The following is a 19,097-nucleotide window of genomic DNA, read 5'->3' as shown; positions in this document are numbered from 1 at the left end:
GTCAGCGGGTCGCGAGGGGGCCGGCCCCTGCTCGTACGGGCCTGGCGGCCGCCACCGGTGCCCTGGGCGGCCGGGCACCGCGGGGTGGATCTCGTCGCCCGGGCGGGGCAGCCGGTACGGGCTGCCGCACCCGGCACCGTCTCCTTCGCGGGCACCGTCGCGGGGCGGGGCGTGGTGTCGGTGCAGCACCCGGGTACGGGCGAGCCGCCACTGCGGACCACGTACGAACCGGTGCAGGCGATGGTGGAGGAAGGGGACCAGGTGGCGGCGGGGCAGGTGATCGGCACGCTGCAGGCGGGCCCGTTCCACTGCTCCGGCGGGTGCCTCCACTGGGGGCTGCTCCGCGGCCGGGTCTATCTGGATCCTTTGTCCCTGCTGCCGCCGTGGATGCTGCGCAGGCCGCCGTCCCGGCTGCTGCCACTGTCGGGCGGGCCGGGCCCGGCGGTGGTCAGCCCTTGACGCCGCGCAGCGCCATGGACACGGCCGCCTCGATGATGCTGCCGGGCTCCTCGGCGGCGCCCAGCTCGATCCGGCGCACGGCGGCGTCGACCACGCCCTGCAGCAGCATGGCGGCCAGGCGCGGCTGCTCGTGGCCGAGGGCGACGAGCGCCTCCACGACCATGGCGATGAGCCCGCCGTGGGCGGCCCGGATCTTCTCGCGTGCGCCCGCGTCCAGCTCGCCGGCGGAGATCGCGACCACGGCTCGGTGGCGGCGGTCGCCGACCAGTGCCAGCTGCCGGCGCACATACGCCTCGATCTTCGCCTCGGGCGTGTCCGCGCCCTCCATGGCGGCTTCGACCTCCGCCGCCCAGACGGGGAAGTCGACCGCGCAGAGCTCTTCGACCACGGCTGCCCGCGAGCGGAAGTACTCGTAGACCGAGGAGCGTGCCAGGCCGGTGCGCTCGGCCAGGGCGGGGAACGTCAACGCCTCCGTGCCCCCCTCGGACAGCAGGGAACGGGCGGCGTCCAGCAGGGCGCCGCGCTGCATCGTCCGGTGCTCGGCCACCGAGGCCGCTCGAATCCTGGGCACGTCCCCACTTTACGGATTGCCGGGGGCCGGGACGACGCCGAGGGAGGATTCGCGCCCCTTGCCGGCCCGTCAGGCCCTACCGGTCCGCCACCCCCGCGCCTCCTCGCAGGACCCTGCACACTCTCCCGGCCCCTTGCCGACTTCACCGGGTCCTCGCCGCCCCCTCAGCGGCCGACGTCCGCCAGCTTCGCCCTCAGCTGGAGCACCGACTTCGTATGGATCTGGCTGACCCTGCTCTCCGTGACGCCGAGCACATGCCCGATCTCGGCGAGGGTGAGGCCCTCGTAGTAGTAGAGGGTGACCACGGTCTTCTCACGCTCGGGGAGGGTGTTGATCGCGCGGGCGAGGAGGCGGCGCAGCTCACGGTCCTCGGCGACCTCGACGGGGTCGTCGGCGGCGGTGTCCTCGAGGGTGTCCATCAGGCTCAGCCGCTCGCCGCCTTCGGCGCCGGCGTGCAGGAGGTCCTCCAGGGCGACCACGTTGGTCAGCGACAACTGGCTGAAAACCCCGTGCAGTTCCTCGATGGCGATGCCCATCTCGGCCGCGACCTCGGCCTCCGAGGGCGTGCGCCGCAGCTCGGCCTCCAGCGTGGCGTACGCGCGCTCGACCGCGCGCGCCTTCTGCCGGACGGAGCGCGGGATCCAGTCGAGGGCACGCAGCTCGTCGATCATCGCGCCGCGGATCCGGGTGATGGCGTACGTCTCGAACTTGATCTCCCGGGCGGGGTCGAACTTCTCGATGGCGTCGATGAGTCCGAAGATCCCCGAGGAGACGAAGTCGGCCTGCTCGACGTTGGGCGGCAGGCCGACACTGACCCGCCCCGCCACGTACTTCACCAGGGGCGAGTAGTGGAGGATCAGCTGCTCCCGCAGCCGGTCGTCGCCCGAGGCCTTGTACGACCGCCACAGCTCATCGAGCGTCGAGGGTGCGGGAGGGCGCTCGGGGCCGCGCGCCGCGGGCGGCACCGCCGCGCGGTCCGAACCGGAGGTGTGCTGGGGCATTCGTCGTCTTGAGCCGTTCTGCTGTGACGTGGATCGAGTGGTACGAATGGCTGGAATCCCGTGAGCGTAGCGTGACTGCTGCGTTGCGGTATGCGATGAGTCCTCTTCGTCGGTGTGCGGATACGTTCCCCTGCCGGAAGCGCCGGCATGCGGCACCGGGGGCCGGCGTCCGTACGGGCCTCGCCGTATCGGCGGCCGCGGTCGTCCCCTTAACCTTTTCACCCGATCGCCCCAGGTCAAGAACCGCCTCGCCGCGCGGACGGGCGCCGTCCGGGGGGCTTGGAGGTGTCGGATGTTGACGGTGGGGCGGCCAACTTCCAGTGATCACCGCGGCGTTCCACGAAGCCGAGGGACTGCAGCTCGTACAGTCTGGCAAGCGTCTGATCCCTGCTCAGGCCCGCGTTTCGCGCGATGAGCCCCCCGTCCCCGCCGCCTCCGCCGGGCACCGCCTCCAGTACCACGGCCGCCGCCGGGGCCAGCAGGTCGCGTGCGACGACGGGGCCGCGCCGCTCGGGGGCGAGGTCCCCGATCCCGCCGACCAGCTCGGTGATCTCGTCCGCGTCGGTGACCAGCGCGGCGTCCTCGCGGAGCAGTTCGTGCACGCCCGCCGACAGGCCCGACGTCACCGGGCCGGGCACGCCCATCGTCTGGCGGCCCAGCAGCCGCGCGCGACGGGCCGTCACCAGTGAGCCGCTGCGGTACTCGGCCTCCACGACCACGGTCCCCCTCGTCAATGCGGCGATGACACGGTTGCGCAGGACGAAGCGGCTGCGGGTGGGGTGCCCGCCCGGGGGCAACTCGGCGAGCACCAGGCCACGTTCCACGATCCGGTCGATGAGATCCGCATGGCCCCGCGGGTAGGGCACGTCGACCCCGCAGGCGAGCACGGCGACGGTCGCCCCGCCCGCCGCGAGTGCGCCCCTGTGAGCGGCACCGTCGACGCCGTACGCGGCGCCGGAGACGACGACCCAGCCGCGGCGTGCCAGTCCGGCGCCGAGGAGGGAGGCGACGTGCGAGCCGTAGTCGGTGCAGGCGCGCGCCCCGACCACGGCGACGGAGCGCAGGGCCCACAGCCGCAGGTCGGCCCCGCCGCGCACCCAGAGGCCGAGCGGCCGGGCATCACCGAGGTCGTCCAATTGCCGAGGCCATTCCCGGTCTCCGGGGCAGAGGAAGCGGCCGCCCAGCCGGGCGACGGCCTCGAGGTCGCGGTGGGGGTCGAGGGCGGCGGCGCGCTCCAGGCACCCGGCGAGCCGCTCGCGCCCGGCCCCCGGCGGCGCCGGGCCCGCCCCCGTGAGGCCCCGCACCAGCCTCACGGCGCCCATCTCCCTGATCCACCGCCCTACGCGCTCGTCCCCGGGCTCGGTCAGGCGGGTGAGGGCGGCGCGGGCCAGCCGGTCCTCGGGGGCGGGGCCCGTCACGGTTGGCCTCCGGCCACGACCGCGCCGCGGTGGACGCCCGTGCGCAGTTCGAGCGCGCAGTTGACGTCCGAGGCATCAGGGAGGTCATGGCCGGCGAGGTCCGCAACCGTCCAGGCGACGCGCAGCACGCGGTCGAGGCCACGTGCCGTCAGCATGCCCCGCTCCATGTCGCGTTCGGCCTCGTCGAGGGCGCCGGGGGCGACGCGCCAGCGCGTCCGCAGTTCGTGGCCGGGGACTTCGCTGTTGGTCTGCCAGGGCATGTCCGCGAGGCGGGCCGCGGCCCGCTCCCGGGCGGCGCGGACCCTGTCGGCCACCTCGGCAGTCGTCTCCGCCGCTGCCGGTCCCGTCAGCTCGGAACGGGCCACCGCTTCGACCGTCACCCGCAGGTCGACCCGGTCCAGGAGGGGGCCTGACAGGCGCGCGCGGTAGCGCCTGACGGCCTGGGGAGTGCAGTCGCAGCCCTCCCCCAGCATGCCGTGCCGTCCGCACGGGCAGGGGTTGGCGGCCAGGACGAGGAGGAACCGGGCGGGCAGTCGCAGGACGCCGCCGGAGCGGGCCACGATGACGTGACCCGACTCCAGCGGCTGCCTCAGGGCGTCCAGCACCCTCCCGGAGAACTCGGGCGCCTCGGTCAGTTTTCCGACCTCCTTGTAGGCAGGATCGCCCCGGACCTGCGGAGGAACGTCGCGCATATGTCCGCCACGACGAGATCCTCTGGAGAGGGGGCGTGATCGCGAGCAAGCGAGAGACCCCAGCACTGGCTGGGGTCTCCCATGTCAGACGCCCACGTCATCGACGTCCGGTTCGTCGTCGACGCCCGGACAGTCAATGACTTCCGGATCGTCGTCGACGTCCGGGTCGTTATCGACGCCCTTGGCATCCAGCCCGGAAGCAGGCAGTTGCTGCCGTAGGGCTTCAGCGACGGCCCGCCGGACGATCTCTTCGAGATCGTCCTGGGCAGCCAGCGGTCTTGTAAGAACAGAGGTGGGGTCGATAGTGCTCGACTTTCCTGCGGGGCGGCCGAAGGCCGTCATCTCCCTGACCATGTCTATGGCGGAGTCACGCCGTGCATCGTTGAGGAAGATCCAGACGATCCATCCCGGGGTCGACAGGATGATCAACAGCGTGAGCGGGATGATGTAGGCGACCTTGACAAGAGCGCTGAGCTCCTTGCCGTTGAGCAGGGGGTCGAAGAACGACATGACAAAGGCCCTTCTGCCTGGTGAGGAATTTTTTGAAAGGAAGGTTGGCGACTCCTGGCTGGAGCCGTCCCTTCCGTCCTCACGAGGCAGGTCGGGTCACCCTGCTTCCCTGAAGGGGGAGAAGAACCCCCTAGGTGGACTCATGCGGTCCAACTGTAACCTGCGTCACAGCCGAAGCGGAAGTCTCACTTCGGACTTCCGTTCGACCGGCGAGATGAGTCACCAGAACTTTGTGCGGTTGTGAATTGACAGGTGGCGGCCGCTTCTTGCACTGCTGACGTCACGGACCTTGCCCTAGAAGCTGTGCTTCAAGGTCGGCGATGCGCCTATCGGCGAAGCGGAGGTTCGAGCGGGCTCCTTCGAGCCGTTCCTGGAGGGTGCGGTGCTCGCGGGTCAGCTGCTGGACACGGTGTTTAAGGGTGGTGTTCTCGGTGGTCAGGGCCTGGACGGACTCGCCGGGGACCATCTGGTCGAAGTCGCGGATCTGCCCCATCAGCTCGCCGATCCGCTGCCGCTGGGTGAAGATCTCCTTCTGGGTGCGGGTGAGCTCGGCCTCGGCGTTGAGCGCCCGCTCGCGCCAGGTCGCCTCGATCCGCTCATGCTCGGCTTGGCCGTGGCAGTCGTGCCGGCTGCGGCTGTCGGCGACCGCGTTCTTCACCAGCGCGCGGGCTTCGGTGTTCTCGTAGAGGAACGTGGAGGAGACTCCTGCGCGCTGGGCGATGCCGCGGATAGTCGGGCGGCCGCGTTCCCGGCGAAGCTGGCCGATCGTGGCGGTGACGCGGGCCAGCTTGTCCTCGGTCTGGAGGCGGCGGGCTGCGATCGCGGCCGCAGTGTTCTCCGGCCTCATGCGTCCTCCTCACTGTCCGTGGTGTGGCGGGCGAGGTCCTGGGCGCGGAAGGCTGTGGCCCAGATGCGGCCGAAGTAGTCCTGCGGCCGGCGAAGGTCGAGTGCGAGCGCGTCGTCGAGCAGGCCGAGAGCTGCCAGGGCCTTCTCCAGGCCGTCGATCGCGCGGGCGGTGGGTTCGAACACCTCGTGGAGGAAGTCAGCGGTCGCGGGATCGGGGGCGCGTTCGGCGAGCATGCGCCACTGCTCGCGCTTGCGGTGCCAGTAGACGAGGTCGGCTCCGGAGAGGACGAACTTGTCGCAGTTGTGGCAGTCCATGTTCCAGGGGCAGGCGTCGCCGTTGACGACGGGCTGGAAGGTGCAGAATCCGCCCTCGGCCGGGGTTGACCGGCGGGTGAGATCGATTGCCAGGGCCTCGGCCTGCGCGCGGGTCATGTTCTCGCCGGTCGACAGGACCAGGCCCGGCTCCGCCGAGCCCGGTCCCGCGACCCAGACCGCTTGGAGTGCTTCTTCCAGGCGCGGGTCGGTGCTCGCGAGGTGTGTGTAGTGCTCAGCCATGCGGTCGGAGACCTGGCCGAGGTAGCGCTTGATGTGGCTCAGGTTCGCCCCGGCCTTCAGGAGCCTGGTGGCCAGAGTGTGCCGGGCCTGGTGCGGGACCGCCTGCCCGCAGACTTCCAGGTCCACGACCCAGGACCGGAAGCTCCCGCCGAACCAGCTGTGGCTGACGCCGTGCCGGAACGAGCGATTGGCGCCGCGGCGGGGGAAGAGCGCGATCTGCTTGCGTTCCTCGGCGGTGGGCAGGCGTCCGTTGCGTTCGAAGAAGCGTTCCTCGGTCTTGGCCTGCCGCTGCCCGATCCGGGTGAACAAACGTTCAGGGATGCGGATCCCTGCGTCGATGTTGCCGACCTTCGTCTGGTCGTGCCAGAAGAACGGGAGCCCGTTGATGCGGCTGATGCAGTCCAGGCGGGCGTTCAGCACCTCCCCGCCGCGGCGGCCGGTGAACACGAGCGTCTCCCAGATGTCTCGCAGGCCCCGGTCCTCGTGGTCGAAGCCCTCCAGCCGTTCCAGGTTCCTCTCGTCCGCCAGCGCCCGGGCGATCTCATCCGAGAACGGCCGGCGCCGTCCTGTGCTCACGCCGCCGAACGGCAGGGCGATGATGAAGGCCCGCTGAAGCCCGATCCGCTCGGACTCGCCTGTCTCCAGTGCCCGTCGCAGGACCACCCGGGCAGCGTTGAACATCCGGCCGACCGCATCCGGGCTCGCGATCGCCCGTGCTTCGTCATCCGCCTTGGCTCGGAACCTCGGGCGGACCGCGAGGAACGGCATTCCGGTGCGGCTGCGGTGCCGCTGGTCGGCGACGAAGTCGAGCATGTGCTGCCCGGTCAGAAGGCAAGGCTGGTGACCGCCGTCCGGCGCATGGACCTCCAAAAAGGCCGACAGTTCCGCGCATCCCCTGCGCCAGTTGTCCAACGGCACGTCGCTGCGGGGCGGATCGGCGGTCAGGCGGTGGGCGATGTGCTCCCAGAGCAGGTCCCGCAGCCACCCTTGGGAGATACTCGTCAGGTCATAGAAGCTCTGCCTGTTCCTCATCCTGACCCCGAAGTGGTCCAGGTCGAGGAAGCCGGCCGCCTTCGTGTCCTCGCGGGTGAAGTAGAGCGGCCGCAGGTACTCCAGCATGCGGCGGGCGATCCGCTGCTGATGGGTGCCCAGCCGCGGGATGTCGAGGTCGGCCAGAGCGCCGACCTTGTGCTGCCTGCAGTGGTCGACCATTCTCTGGATATCCAAGAACCCCCAGAACGCGCCGTCGGTGGGCACCTGGGTGTGGTGGAAGACTCCCCATTTGATCTCTGCCTTCAGCAGCGGAGCGAGCCCCAGCAGCGACAGCGTTCCATCGACCCGGCGGCTCAGCTCCGCTTCGCCCAGCCAGCACTCGAAACGCATGCGGTCCTGGTAGGTGATCGTCACCGGCTTGCCGCGCTCGGCCCTCCACCGGCTCCAGTTCGGAGTCGGCTTGGCGCCACCCGGCTCGCCGGCCCTGCGATAAGCACAGACATGCCGGTAACACAGGCCCAGCGGATGCTCAGCCGTGTAGGGGCAGCCGATCACCTGGCACTGGCCGAAGGAAGGGAGCGGCCGGGCCTTGGCCAGCCACTCCTCGAACCTCACCTCGACCCCCTTCTTCAACCAGCCCTGCCGGTAGCTGTGCCATCGGCCGGCGTGAAGAAAGCACAGCTCGTAGGAGCTCCAGGCGGGCAGGTGCGGGCAGACCACACACATCCGGCGATCCAGATGGCCTCCGCGGGCCTTCAGCGGCTGAAGGGACTTCACGAACTCGGGCCGGTTGCGCGCTCCGGCCGCCCTCGCCTCCCGCCACTGTGTGCGGTGAGCGTCACACAACCCTCGCCCCTGGGCGGCTGCTCGCTCGCAGTCCACGACATCACAGCGCCAGCCGTAGGCCGGGTGATCACGCTCGACCCGGATCACGTCCTCCCGGAAAAGCGGGTCGAAGGACGGCGCCGCGATCAGCGCCTCCAGCACCTCCAGCCGGTCCCGCCCCGTGCGGCCGTCGCCCTGGCCAGCCAGGGGCAGCAGCACCGGAGCAAACACGCCGGTCACTGTCCCTCACCCCAGACCGCCTCGAGCGCCGCCCCGAACTCAGGCGAATGCAAATCCGGATGCCCGTAGACCTCATCGACCATCCGCGCCGACGACCAGTTGCCCACGGCCTTGGCCACGAACGGATCCCCGCCGCTGGCGTCCAGGACCTTGTTCGTGAACTCGTGCCGGAACGCCTTTGGCACGATCCGCCCCGGCAAATCCGCCCGACGCCCCGCGCGGCGGAGCATCCCCCGCGCGGCCGCCGCCGACCACGGCTCCCCCGCCCGAGGTCCCTCCAGCTGAATCAGCAGCATCCCGTGCCCGCCGGCCAGGCGCCGATACTCGGTCGTCATGTAGGCGAAGTAGCTGCTCATCATCGCCGAGCTGGCCCGGTAGATCTCCCCACCCGTGATCACCCCGTCGACCAGACTCCACTGGGGCTTGATCTTCGCCGTCGCCCGGTTCGGATTCCCCCACCGGTGACAGACATGCAGATGAGGGCTGCGGCACTCACCGCACTCCGCGTTCTCCCGCAAATGCAGGTCCACCAGGTGCAAGCCGGTCAACCCGCCGATCCGCAGGCTCGTGTCCGACAGCCAGGTCACCACCATCGCATCCCGGGCCGACCGCACGTTCCCCAGCAGCTCAGGCTTCGCACCTTCAGGGAGCATCTTCGGATGCCGCCTCTTCGCGGGGCGTGAACGTTTCAGCGGGTTGGCCGGCATCGACGTCACCACGTGCCCCAGCATCAGGCGGCTGCGGTCGGCGCGAGTCGGCAGCCGCCTGACATCCAGCTCGTCGAGCAGCCGGTCGTTCACCCCGCCCACCGAGCACTGGTGAACGTAGAAGCCCTTCAGGCAGGCCGCGAGCACCTCCAGGGCCGAGTCCCCGTACGGACGCTTCGGCGGCACCCGCCACGGCTGACCGAACGGCATCGGAACCTGGGCCCCCACCGCCCCCATGTAGCGGTGAAGATCCAGAATCCTCACCGACTCCGTCCGAAGACCTTCCCGCACCCGCCACCGCAGATGATCCACCAGGAAGTAGGCGTAGGTCCTCTGCGTCCCCCGGCCCTCGAACTGACGCAGGAAGCCATCCGCCTCCTCGTCCACCAGCCCGTCCGGCCACAAGATCGTGTAGGAGTAACCACCGCCAGCCCTCGGGATCTCCTGAACCCTCAGGTCCCCCAGCACCATTCCGCCAGCCACACCAACTCCTGACCCCGCACTCCCGTACGTGCAGGATCATGCCGAGCCGATTGGTAAACCATGCCAAACACGCTCGAACCACCACTCTGACGAACCATCAGGAAGATGGATCAGTGGTCAGTAAAGTCCATGAAGAGCACGCCGCGGTGGGCCAGGGAGACGGCGCCCGGGCGCGGCAGCCCGCTGCCGCCGCCGACGAGCGAGGGCATGGACGCCGAGTGGTGCGGAGCGCAGTACGGGGCCCGGTCGAGGAGGGGCTGGCCCGCGGGAAGAGTGCCCGCTACGGAGTGCACCGCGGTGACCTCGAGGGACTCCTGGGAGGTGAGGGGCGGCAGGAGGCCGGGCAGCCGCTCCGCGAGCATGGTCTTGCCTGCTCCGGGCGGGCCCTGGAGGAGGAGGTGGTGCCGCCCGGCGGCGGCCACTTCGAGGGCCATCCGGGCCCTGGCCTGCCCTGCTACCTCGGCGAGGTCGGGCCGGCGCTCCCCGTGCACGACCCCCGTGCCCAGCCCCGCCCCGGGGACCGAGAGCCCGGCGAGCATCGGATCCGGGCTGCCCTCCTGCAGCGGCTCCTCCTCGGGCACCGGCTCGTCCGTCAGGACGGCGATCAGCTGGCGCAGGCTGCGGATGCCGAGCACCGAGACGCCGGGCACGAGGGACGCCTCGGCGGCCGTGCGCTCGGGGACGACCACCTGCCGGTAGCCCGCGTCGGCCGCGGCCAGGACCGCCGGGAGAATGCCTTGCACCGGGCGGACGCGGCCGTCGAGGCCGAGCTCCCCGATGAGCACCAGGTCGGCGATCTCCCGGGGATCGAGGCGCTCCGCGGCGGCCAGGACGGCGCAGGCGACGGCGAGGTCGAAGCCGCTTCCGCCCTTGGGGACGGCCGCGGGGCTCAGGCCCACGGTCAGCTTCTTCTGCGGCCATTCGGCGCCGGAATTCACGACGGCCGCGCGGACTCGGTCCTTGCTCTCCACGAGGCTCTTGTCGGGCAGGCCGACGAGGGTGAAGGCGGCAACGCCCGGCTCCAGGTCGGCCTGGACCTCGACCACCACTCCCTCGACCCCGACCAGCGCCACCGAACACGTACGGGCGAAGCCCATCACGCCACCCCCTTGGCGTGCTCCACGGCGGGGGCTCCCCGGTCGGGGACGATCACGCCTACCAGGTCGATCCGCACGCCGCCCGCGGGCGGTCCGCCGTGCCGCGCCAGCCAGCGCTCGGCGAGCCGGCGCAACCGGTCTGCCTTCGCCGGGGTGACGGCGGCCATCGGGTGTTCGTAGGCACCGGTGCGGCGGGTCTTGACCTCGCACACCACCAGGGTGTCGGCCTCCATGGCCACGATGTCGATCTCGCCCTCGCGGCATCTCCAGTTCCGTTCGAGGACGACGATGCCGGCCTGGGCCAGCCGGCGGACGGCGAGATTCTCGCCGTAGCGACCGAGTGCTTCTCGGGCGTTCACGGGCACCACCTCCGGCGCCCACCGTGCCGCCGGCCCCCGGAATTGTTGGATCTTGGTGGATTACCCGCCGGTTGTGGAGAACTCAGCCACCCGGAAGGTCGAGGTCGCTCTTGTTCAGCTCCTCGATGTTCACATCCTTGAACGTGAGCACCCGCACCTGTTTCACGAACCGGGCCGGGCGGTACATGTCCCAGACCCAGGCGTCGGCCATCGAGACCTCGAAGAAGACCTCGCCCTGGACGGAGTGCACCTGCATCTCGTAGTCGTTGGTGAGGTAGAAACGACGCTCGGTCTCGATCACGTATTTGAACAGACCGACGACATCGCGGTACTCCCGGTAGAGCTTCAGCTCCATCTCGGTCTCGTACTTCTCGAGGTCCTCGGCGCTCATGGCATGTTCCCCTTCAGCCGTGCGTCCCCCCCATTGTGCGTCAGGCGCGCTCCGTCTCCAGGAGCACCGGCGTACGCGGGGGTCCCTCGTCGAGCAGCGTACGCAGCAGCCCGGCGAGCCTGGTCGGATACACCGTCTCACGGGTCGCGAGAAGTTCCTCGCAGGTCCACCAGCGCAGCCCCGTGACGCTGCGCCGCTCCAGTTCCGTCCCGCCGCCGGTCCACTTCCCGGGCTGCGCGGTGCGGGCCAGGAAGTAGCGCTCGTCCTGGTCCCAGCGGCGGCCGTCGAAGGGGAAGGAACAGGTGCGGCACCACAGGACGGGGCCCAGGTCGATCTCTGTGATCCCGGTCTCCTCGGCCAGCTCCCGGCGTGCCGCCTGTTCCCAGCTCTCGGCACCCTCCAGGCCGCCGCCCGGGGTGAACCACCAGGTCGTCGTGGGGTCGCCCGGTTCGTAGCCGTGCATCAGCAGGATGCGGTCGTCCGGGTCGAGCAGGACGACCCGTGACGCCCTGCGCGGCTCGCCCGCTCCGGTGGGCACCTCCCCCACCGTGCGGGCGGGCCCTTCCTCAGCCATGGGCGGGCACCTCCTCCCTGCGCCTCGGCGTCACGAAACGCGCCACGGGCCCGTACGCCGCGCCGCCCAGGATGAGCACCGCGCCGGCGACCACGGCCGCCAGCACCAGGGGCAGCGGGCCGGGCTGCGAGGTGCCTCCCGGGAGGGCGGCGAAGGACTCGGGTCTGTCCATCATGCCCCAGCCGCCCACGGGCCAGGCAGTGGCGTCCACGCGGGCCTTCACGGCACCGCGCGGCACGGAGCCGTGGGAGGCGTCGGTGAGGTGGCCCCGGGAGTCCACGGAGTCGTTGCGGTGGTCTCCGAGCAGGAAGAGCTGCCCCTCGGGGACGGTGGCGGAGAAGGTGGTGGGCGACGCCGGGCCGTTGGCCTGCAGATACGGTTCCTCGATCGGTTTGCCGTCGACCGTGAGGCGCCCTTGCGCGTCACAGCAGGCCACGGTGTCGCCGCCCGTGCCGACGACCCGCTTGACCATCGGGGAGTCGCCCCAGACCTTGTCCTTGAAGACGACGATGTCCCCGCGCCGCACGTCGCCGCCGTCGATGCGCTGGGCGAGGACCCGGTCGCCCCGCCCGATGGTCGGCGCCATGGAGTCGGTGGGGACGGTGTAGGGCTGGTAGAGCAGGGCGCCCCAGACGAAGCCACCGAGGAAGAGCACACAGCCGACGGCCACGGCCAGCCCGGACAGCATCCTGCCCGCGCGGCCGTGGCCGTCGTCCGTACGTCCCGCTCCGCTCATCCCAGTGCTCCCGCCCCGCGTAGAAGATCGGATTCCGCATGCCCAGGGGCACGGGAACCGCACACTACCGGGCGGTATGCAGGCGAGTCAGCCCTTCGGGAGGCTCTGCCGGTCAGTCCCTGGGGGCGCTCCGGAGGGTGAGCCCCTCGGTGCCGCTCCGTGCGGCGAGCTTGCGCCGGCGCCACAGGACGAGCGGCACCGCTCCGGCGAGCCCGAGCGCGGAGGGCGCGGCCGCGGCGGCGGCGTTCAGCCCCGGCTGGTCGAAAGTGCCGGGAACGCCGAGGAAGGACCAGCGGTTGATCGGCCAGGCGACCACGAAGGCGCGGCCCACGACATCGGGCACCGGGACGAAGCCGTGGTCCTGGTTCGGGTGGTAGCGCGAGTCCAGGGAGTTCTGGCGGTGGTCGCCCATCACCCAGAGCTTGCCCTTGGGCACCTTGATCGGACCGAAGGGCTGGTCGTCGCACGGGGTGTTGTCGGGGAAGAGGTAGTCCTTCTCCGACAGGGCCTTGCCGTTGACCTTGACCGGGCCGCCCTTCTGGCACTCCACGGTGTCCCCGCCGACCGCGATGACCCGCTTGATGAGGTCCTTCTCCTCGGCCGAGGGCATGAGGCCGATGAAGCTGAGGACCTTCTGCACGCCGCCGCCCAGCGGGCCGGGCTGGGGCGTCTGGGCCTCGTCCCCGAGCCAGTTGTCCGGGTCGTGGAAGACCACGACCTCACCGCGCTCGGGCTCGGCGCCGAACCACGGGGTGAGCTTGTCCACCAGCACGCGGTCCCCGCGCTGGAGGGTGTTCTGCATGGAATCCGACGGGATCGAGAACGCCTGCACCAGGAACGTCTTGATCAGCAGTGCGAGGACCAGGGCGATGCCGATCAGTATCGGCAGCTCTTTCCAGAAGGACCGCTGCTTCTTGGGGGCCGCACCACGCGGGCCCTCTTCGTCCGCTTCCGGCTCGGGGCTCACGCCTTCGCCGTCCGTCCGCGCCGGTCCGCCCGCAGCCTCCTGGGATGCCTGGGACATGGCCTCCGCCGGCACGCCCGCCCCTGGCGACCCGTCAGCCTCCCCGGGCCGCTTCTCGGGCTCTTCGTGACCGGACCGTGCGCCGACCGCCAAGTCCCCCACATCCACTCCTCTCGCTCCGCTCTCCACGCTGCGGGCCGCCGTACACACGATGCAGGCCCACCACTCCCATAACGAGCGGGAGTTCCGCAGGGGTCGGGAGTTGGATCAATCCTTGCTGATCCATGAAGGACACACTATGCGCCGGACCGCGTGCTCGCGTCTCCGCCGGCGGCGCGTCATCGACCGTTGCGAAAGTGTCTCTTTCGGACAGCTGTCGCCAGTGGCCCAGGGGCCACGCGATCACGACCGCACGGCCGACGACCAGCTCCTGCGGCACGGTGCCCTGTCCGGGATCGTCCAGGTGGAAGCGGGAATCAGCCGAGTTGGAGCGGTGGTCGCCCATCACGAAGTAGCGGTCCTGAGGCACCCGCACCGTGAAGTCGAGCTTCGAGGGGGCGTTGTCGGGGTGCAGGTAGGGCTCGTCGAGCGGCGTTCCGTTGACCGTGATTTTGCCGTTCGTGTCGCAGCACTTGACCGTGTCACCGCCGACGCCGATCACACGCTTGATCAGATCCTGCTCGTTCGCGGACGGAAGCAGGCCGATGAAAGTCAGCAGTTGTTTGGCTTGTTTGACGCCCACCGGGTCGGGCCCGGTCTTCAGCTGCTCCCCGTCCAGCCAGCCGCCGGGGTCCTTGAAGACGATGACGTCACCGCGCTGGGGCCGGGAGCCGAACCAGGGGGTCAGCTTGTCCACCAGGACGCGGTCGCCGATCCGGATGGTCTGCTCCATGGAGCCGGAGGGGATGACGAACGCCTGCACCAGGAACGTCTTGAACACCAAGGCGATCAGGAGCGCGACCGCTATGAGGATCGGCACTTCCTTGACCGCAGAGCGGCGCCGGCGCCGTTTGACCCGCCGCGCCGCCTTCCGCCGCGCGGCACGGCCGCCCGTGGCCGCGCCCGCTCCCAGTGCTCCCGCATCCGCCGGGCCCGCGGGGCCCGGCAGCGTACGTCCCCTGCTACCCACCCGGCCTCCCGCTCCGTCCGGCGGGCCTCCCCGTGTGTCCGGCGGAGGCGTCGGCTTCCGGCACGCGCGCGTAGACGTCGGGACGCTTGAGTTCGGTCATCCGCCCGAACGGCCAGCCGATCCAGTCGGCCCGCCCGACGACCCTGCTCACCGGCACCATGCCGCCGCCGGGCTCCCCCAGGTGGTCACGGGAGTCGCGGGAGTCGCCCCGGTGGTCGCCCATCACCCACAGCTTGCCCTCGGGGACCACGGCGTCGAAGGGCACGCGTGAAGGCGCGTCGCCCGGGTAGAGGAATCCCTCGTCCACCGGGTGGCCGTTGATCTGCAACCGGCCGCGCGCGTCACAGCAGGTGATCCTGTCGCCCCCGACGCCCACCACGCGCTTGATGTAGACGGTCGCCGCGGGCCCCATGAGGCCGACGGACGAGGCCCCCTTGCGGATCAGCGCCGCCGCCGGGTTCTCCGCCGGCACGTCGTGGAGGAAGGAGTCGGTGCCGTCGAAGACCACCACGTCGCCCCGTTCCGGCTTGCCCCCGAAGCTGTAGGCGAGCTTGTTGACGAGCACCCGGTCGCCCACCCGGAGGGTGTTCTCCATCGACCCGCTGGGGATCAGGAAGGGCTGCACCACGTAGCTGCTGAGCAGCAGCAGGAAGACCAGGCAGAGCGTCAGCAGCACACCCGCACGGCGCAGGGGGCCGCCGCCTCGCAGCCACGCCCCGGCGGCCTTGGCCCAGGCGGCCGGGGAGGCGGGAAAACGCGAGGAGCGCGACCCCTGCTCCGCGCCCTCTGCGGGGCGGGGAGAGCGGTCGCGCTCCGAAAGCTGTACGTCGGTGTCCATCGAGCCGAAAGCCTATCCGGCCAGGCGCGGACGCCGGACGGAAGCTCAGTTGTCGCGCTTCTCCTTGATCTTCGCGGCCTTGCCGCGGAGCTCACGGAGGTAGTACAGCTTGGCGCGACGGACGTCACCGCGGGTGACGAGCTCGACCTTCTCGAAGATCGGGCTGTGCACCGGGAAGGTGCGCTCGACGCCGACGGAGAACGAGACCTTGCGGACCGTGAAGGTCTCGCTGACGCCCGCGCCCTGGCGGCGGATGACGACACCCTTGAACTGCTGGATACGGGAGCGGTTGCCCTCGATGACGCGGACGTGGACGTTCACGGTGTCGCCGGGGCGGAAGGCCGGGACGTCGGTGCGCAGCGACGCGGCGTTGACGTTGTCGAGCAGGGAGGACATGTTCGTCTGCTTCCTCGCCGATGCCACAGGTCATCAGCGGAATTCGTACTGAAGTGGGGATGGTGCCGGCACACCGGGCGAGCGTCGTTCCCCCTGTGGCAGGGGCGCACGCCGGGCGCAAGGCAACGGCTTATTCTTCCACGTCCGGGGCCACTCGCCCAAATCGGCCGTCGGGGCCGGGGCCCCAGCCCAGGATCGAGAGGATCTCGCGGTCCTTCTTGTCGAAGGCGGCGGGGTCCGCGCGCTCGATCAGATCGGGGCGGTTGCGCACCGTGCGCCGGAACGCCTCGTCGCGGCGCCACCGGGCGATCTTGCCGTGGTGGCCGCTGAGCAGGACGTCGGGGATGCCGCGGCCGCGCCACTCCGGGGGCTTGGTGTAGACGGGGCCCTCGAGGAGGTCGGCCATGGCGCCCGGGGCGAAGGAGTCGTCGCGGTGCGACTCGGCGTTGCCGAGCACACCGGGGAGCAGCCGGGCGACGGCCTCGACCATGACGAGGACGGGGGCCTCGCCGCCGGCCAGCACGTAGTCGCCGATGGATACCTCGCGGACGTCGAGGCGGTCGCCGTACTCCTCGATGACCCGGCGGTCGATGCCCTCGTAGCGGGCGGGGGTGAAGACCAGCCACTGCTTCTCGGAGAGCTCTACCGCGAGCTCCTGGGTGAAGGGCCGGCCGCTGGGCGTCGGGACGACGATCACGGGCCGCCCCTCGCCCGACTCGATGATCGAGTCGAGAGCCTCGCCCCAGGGCTCCGGCTTCATGACCATGCCGGGGCCGCCGCCGTACGGGGTGTCGTCGACGGTGTTGTGCTTGTCGTGCGCCCACGCGCGCAGGTCGTGCACGCGGACGTCGAGCTGGCCCCGTGCCCGCGCCTTGCCGACGAGCGAGACGTTCAGCGGCTCGAGGTACTCGGGGAAGATCGTGACGACGTCGAGGCGCATCAGGCGTCGCCCCGCTCGGAGCCGCTCTCGCTGCCCTTCTCGCTGCCGTTCACGGAGCCGTCCGCGGAACCGGCCGGGGAACCCTGTCCCGCCTCATGCTCCGCCTCAGGCCCTGCCTCATGCCCCGCCTCACGCGACGAAGCGATCTCCGCCTCGTCGGTGTCGATCAGGCCTCGCGGCGGGTCGATGACGGCGCGCTGCTCGTCGAGGTCGATCTCCGTGACGATCTCGGAGACGAAGGGGATCATCACCTCGGCCCCGTCGGGCCGCTCCACGATGAAGAGGTCCTGCGAGGGCAGGTGGGAGATCTCGGTGATCCGGCCGATGACGGTGCCGTCGACCGTGACGACCTCCAGGTCCATCAGCTGGTGGTCGTAGAACTCCTCCGGGTCCTCCGGGGTCTCCTCCGGGTCCACCTCGGCGATGAGGAGGATGTTACGGAGCGCCTCCGCGGCAGTGCGGTCGCCCACGCCCGCGAAGCGCAGCAGGAGCCGCCCGCTGTGCACGCGGCCGGACTCGATGGTCAGCGGCCCCGCGACGGCGGGGTCCGTGGCCAGGACGGCGCCGGGGCCGAGCCGGAGCTCGGGCTCGTCCGTGCGCACCTCAACCGTGACCTCGCCCCGGATGCCGTGGGCGCGGCCGATCCTGCCGACTACGAGCTGCATGTTTCCTTCTCTGCTCTCCGTACGCGACAACGGGCCGGGAAGGGCCCAAGCCCTTCCCGGCCCGTGCCGGTGCTCAACCGCTTCTCAGCGGACCTGATCCACGTCGACGAGGTCGACGCGGATGCCACGGCCGCCGATGGCGCCCACGACGGTGCGCAGGGCACGCGCGGTGCGGCCGTTGCGGCCGATCACCTTGCCGAGGTCGTCCGGGTGAACCCGGACCTCCAGCACGCGCCCACGGCGCAGGTTGCGCGAAGCGACCTGCACCTCGTCGGGGTTGTCGACGATGCCCTTCACGAGGTGCTCAAGGGCCTCCTCGAGCATCCTCAGGCCTCGGTCGACTCAGCGGACTCGGCCTCAGCGGCCTCGTCCTTCTTCTCCGACTTCTTCGCCTTCGGGGTGATGGCCTCACCCTTCGCCTCGCCCGCGGCGCTCACGACGGCGTCGAAGAGACCGCTGTGGTCCTTCTTCGGCTCGGCGACGAGCATCGGGGCCGGGGCCGGCAGGCCCTTGAACTTCTGCCAGTCGCCGGTGACCTTGAGGATGGCCATGACGGGCTCGGTCGGCTGCGCGCCGACACCCAGCCAGTACTGGACACGCTCGGAGTCGACCTCGATGCGCGAGGGGTTCTGCACCGGGTGGTACAGACCGATCTCCTCGATGGCCCGGCCGTCACGGCGGGTACGGGAGTCGGCGATGACGATGCGGTAGTGAGGCGAACGGATCTTGCCCAGACGCTTCAGCTTGATCTTGACTGCCACGGGAGTGGTGTCTCCTGGTCTTGACGTGGTTGGGCACAACGAGATGCCACGTGGGGTTGCGGTACTCGGATGCCCGATGGACGCGCCAGCCGGAGGAGAGAGGGGTCCTATGCGACTGTCGAGTACAGCGTCCCATTGTGCCACACCCCTCCAGGTCAGCCGACCGTGACCGCCTCCGGAATCCGGAAGGGCTGCCCGCAGCCACCGCACATGATCGGCGCCTGGGCGAGCACGGAGGGCACGACGCGCACGTTCCGGCCGCAGTCGCACACCGCCTTGACCCGTACCCCGCCGCCGGACGAGCCGTGCCGCGCCGCCGGCCCGCGGAACGTCCGCGAGGTGTCGGCGGTGGTGGCGACCGTGTGCGCCTTGAGGGCGCGCTGCAGTCTGTCGATCGTGGGACGGTAGCGCTTGCGCGCCTCCGGGTTGAGCACGACCAGGGAGAAGCCGCTGCTGGGATGCGGATCCTCGCTGTGGTCGAGTCCGAGCTCCTCGGCGATCGCCAGGAACCGGCGATTGTGGTAGCGGCCTGCGCGAGAGGTGTCACGGACACCGCGGGCGGCCGCGATGCCGTGCACTGCCTCGTGCAGCAGCCGTTCGAAGGAGAGCTCGGCGCCGCATGCGGACGACGACTCCCCGATCAGCGATTCGGGCGCGGCAAGATCCGGCAGCTCGGGGTGGTGCCGCTGAATGTCGGCCCACGCCTGCGCCAGCTCTGCGGCGAGAACAGGTGGTGTCGTGCTCACGTCGTGACAACGAGCCGGGACCGCCCGGTGTTCCGATACCGGGCCATCCCAAATAATTTGCACGTACCAGTCAGTTTCACGCTCATGCGTCCCGACGAGGGCGGGTGCGCAGATCTACGGAGAAGCCGCGCACCTGTTCGCAACCCGGGACGTACTGACTCATCAGTAAGCGCGCACCGGGGGGTGTGCGCCCCTACGGAC

Annotated in this window: 21 protein-coding genes and 2 pseudogenes; 1 reads left to right on the top strand and 22 read right to left on the bottom strand. The window is 70.6% G+C overall.

Annotation, left to right across the window (positions count from 1 at the left end; genetic code table 11):
- The coding region (locus tag V7793_RS17470) for a M23 family metallopeptidase (protein ID WP_336007519.1) at window positions 1-459 on the top strand (459 nt) is incomplete at its 5' end.
- On the opposite strand, the gene V7793_RS17465 is transcribed toward V7793_RS17470, so the two are convergent.
- The 22 genes and pseudogenes from V7793_RS17465 to V7793_RS17360 form a co-directional block, all read right to left on the bottom strand.
- Window positions 449-988: a TetR/AcrR family transcriptional regulator gene (locus V7793_RS17465; RefSeq protein ID WP_336007526.1), complete on the bottom strand. Its 540-nt coding sequence runs from the start codon at window positions 986-988 to the stop codon at window positions 449-451. The two genes, V7793_RS17470 and V7793_RS17465, sit on opposite strands and share 11 nt — an antisense overlap.
- Window positions 989-1,194: 206 nt before the next feature.
- Window positions 1,195-2,031 carry an RNA polymerase sigma factor WhiG gene (gene whiG / locus V7793_RS17460; RefSeq protein WP_058046485.1) on the bottom strand — a complete coding sequence of 279 codons (837 nt, stop codon included), beginning with the start codon at window positions 2,029-2,031 and terminating at the stop codon, window positions 1,195-1,197.
- 236 nt (window positions 2,032-2,267) lie between these two features.
- Window positions 2,268-3,449, bottom strand: a complete 1,182-nt coding sequence (dprA, locus tag V7793_RS17455) for a DNA-processing protein DprA (RefSeq protein WP_336007517.1) — start codon at window positions 3,447-3,449, stop codon at window positions 2,268-2,270.
- Window positions 3,446-4,087, bottom strand: a pseudogene (locus V7793_RS17450) (ATP-binding protein); the annotation flags it as partial. The pseudogene V7793_RS17450 and the gene dprA, both read right to left, overlap by 4 nt.
- A gap of 138 nt (window positions 4,088-4,225) precedes the next feature.
- The gene (locus V7793_RS17445) at window positions 4,226-4,651 is read right to left on the bottom strand and encodes a hypothetical protein (protein ID WP_336007515.1); all 426 of its coding nucleotides are present in this window, start codon (window positions 4,649-4,651) and stop codon (window positions 4,226-4,228) included.
- A 280-nt stretch (window positions 4,652-4,931) separates the two neighbouring features.
- The gene (locus V7793_RS17440) at window positions 4,932-5,498 is read right to left on the bottom strand and encodes a DUF6262 family protein (protein WP_336007513.1); all 567 of its coding nucleotides are present in this window, start codon (window positions 5,496-5,498) and stop codon (window positions 4,932-4,934) included.
- Window positions 5,495-8,101 (bottom strand): tyrosine-type recombinase/integrase, encoded by a 2,607-nt coding sequence (locus tag V7793_RS17435; protein WP_336007510.1) that lies wholly within the window; start codon window positions 8,099-8,101, stop codon window positions 5,495-5,497. Before V7793_RS17435 ends, V7793_RS17440 begins: the two co-directional genes overlap by 4 nt.
- A 5-nt stretch (window positions 8,102-8,106) precedes the next feature.
- Window positions 8,107-9,300: an integrase gene (locus V7793_RS17430; RefSeq protein WP_336007508.1), complete on the bottom strand. Its 1,194-nt coding sequence runs from the start codon at window positions 9,298-9,300 to the stop codon at window positions 8,107-8,109.
- 125 nt (window positions 9,301-9,425) lie between these two features.
- Window positions 9,426-10,397 (bottom strand): annotated as a pseudogene (locus tag V7793_RS17425) (ATP-binding protein); the annotation flags it as partial.
- Window positions 10,397-10,756, bottom strand: coding sequence for a YraN family protein (locus V7793_RS17420; protein WP_058046482.1), 360 nt, complete (start codon window positions 10,754-10,756; stop codon window positions 10,397-10,399). The gene V7793_RS17420 and the pseudogene V7793_RS17425, both read right to left, overlap by 1 nt.
- Window positions 10,757-10,838: 82 nt before the next feature.
- Window positions 10,839-11,147, bottom strand: coding sequence for a DUF2469 domain-containing protein (locus V7793_RS17415; protein WP_009714730.1), 309 nt, complete (start codon window positions 11,145-11,147; stop codon window positions 10,839-10,841).
- 40 nt (window positions 11,148-11,187) lie between these two features.
- On the bottom strand, window positions 11,188-11,721 hold the full coding sequence (locus V7793_RS17410; protein ID WP_336007499.1) for an NUDIX hydrolase: 534 nt from the start codon (window positions 11,719-11,721) through the stop codon (window positions 11,188-11,190).
- Window positions 11,714-12,457: a signal peptidase I gene (gene lepB, locus V7793_RS17405; protein WP_336007497.1), complete on the bottom strand. Its 744-nt coding sequence runs from the start codon at window positions 12,455-12,457 to the stop codon at window positions 11,714-11,716. The genes V7793_RS17410 and lepB (V7793_RS17405) overlap by 8 nt, the downstream gene beginning before the upstream one ends.
- Before the next feature lie 112 nt (window positions 12,458-12,569).
- Window positions 12,570-13,574, bottom strand: coding sequence for a signal peptidase I (gene lepB / locus V7793_RS17400; RefSeq protein WP_336007523.1), 1,005 nt, complete (start codon window positions 13,572-13,574; stop codon window positions 12,570-12,572).
- Entirely contained in the window at window positions 13,516-14,550 is a 1,035-nt protein-coding gene (gene lepB, locus V7793_RS17395; protein ID WP_443057933.1) for a signal peptidase I, read from the bottom strand. Before lepB (V7793_RS17395) ends, lepB (V7793_RS17400) begins: the two co-directional genes overlap by 59 nt.
- Window positions 14,543-15,388 (bottom strand): signal peptidase I, encoded by an 846-nt coding sequence (lepB, locus tag V7793_RS17390; protein WP_336007495.1) that lies wholly within the window; start codon window positions 15,386-15,388, stop codon window positions 14,543-14,545. Before lepB (V7793_RS17390) ends, lepB (V7793_RS17395) begins: the two co-directional genes overlap by 8 nt.
- A gap of 45 nt (window positions 15,389-15,433) precedes the next feature.
- Window positions 15,434-15,784: a 50S ribosomal protein L19 gene (rplS, locus tag V7793_RS17385; protein WP_168096161.1), complete on the bottom strand. Its 351-nt coding sequence runs from the start codon at window positions 15,782-15,784 to the stop codon at window positions 15,434-15,436.
- A gap of 130 nt (window positions 15,785-15,914) precedes the next feature.
- Window positions 15,915-16,724, bottom strand: coding sequence for a tRNA (guanosine(37)-N1)-methyltransferase TrmD (gene trmD / locus V7793_RS17380; protein WP_336007493.1), 810 nt, complete (start codon window positions 16,722-16,724; stop codon window positions 15,915-15,917).
- Window positions 16,724-17,389: a ribosome maturation factor RimM gene (rimM, locus tag V7793_RS17375; RefSeq protein ID WP_336007491.1), complete on the bottom strand. Its 666-nt coding sequence runs from the start codon at window positions 17,387-17,389 to the stop codon at window positions 16,724-16,726. The genes trmD and rimM overlap by 1 nt, the downstream gene beginning before the upstream one ends.
- 84 nt (window positions 17,390-17,473) lie before the next feature.
- Complete coding sequence (locus V7793_RS17370) at window positions 17,474-17,713, bottom strand: RNA-binding protein (protein ID WP_020868149.1); 240 nt, start codon at window positions 17,711-17,713, stop codon at window positions 17,474-17,476.
- Window positions 17,714-17,715: 2 nt separating this feature from the next.
- Window positions 17,716-18,150, bottom strand: a complete 435-nt coding sequence (rpsP, locus tag V7793_RS17365) for a 30S ribosomal protein S16 (RefSeq protein ID WP_030369333.1) — start codon at window positions 18,148-18,150, stop codon at window positions 17,716-17,718.
- Between the two features lie 155 nt (window positions 18,151-18,305).
- Complete coding sequence (locus V7793_RS17360) at window positions 18,306-18,896, bottom strand: hypothetical protein (protein WP_058046476.1); 591 nt, start codon at window positions 18,894-18,896, stop codon at window positions 18,306-18,308.
- Window positions 18,897-19,097: the final 201 nt, after the last annotated feature.

Origin of the sequence: Streptomyces sp. KLMMK (assembly GCF_036961605.1) — a bacterium.
GTDB lineage: Bacteria > Actinomycetota > Actinomycetes > Streptomycetales > Streptomycetaceae > Streptomyces > Streptomyces telluris.
This window is presented reverse-complemented; position numbering and strand designations above follow the sequence as displayed.